The sequence below is a fragment of the Parachlamydia acanthamoebae genome, assembly GCF_000875975.1.
Lineage (GTDB): Bacteria > Chlamydiota > Chlamydiia > Chlamydiales > Parachlamydiaceae > Parachlamydia > Parachlamydia acanthamoebae.
In genome coordinates this window covers 1-254 of record NZ_BAWW01000048.1, presented here as the reverse complement: position 1 = coordinate 254, position 254 = coordinate 1, and the positions used below count along the sequence as shown (strand labels likewise).

At 42.1% G+C, this 254-nt stretch carries 1 protein-coding gene; it reads right to left on the bottom strand.

The window, feature by feature from the left end; translation table 11 throughout:
* Positions 1 to 254: hypothetical protein (locus tag AOM43_RS08610; RefSeq protein WP_152618856.1), on the bottom strand; the 254-nt coding region annotated here is incomplete at both ends.

Sequence of the window (254 nt, the reverse complement as noted above, 5' to 3'; positions counted from 1 at the left end):
CATAGGTCCAATGTAAACGATAACGAGGGGATGGGGAGTGATCTGTTTCAAAGTGATCTTGGGCTGTGAGTCTGCCGTGTTTATCGTAGTGATTCAGTAGACGTTTGAAACAGGTTTTTTCTCCGTTGGCATCGATACTGGAAAATTTTTCTTCTTCAGATAAATAGATAAACCCTTCTTTGAGAGGTGCAATTTCATGCAATAGGCTCTGGCTTACAAGTGTACGATCTCCTTCGTTAGCGTTGAAGCCATCA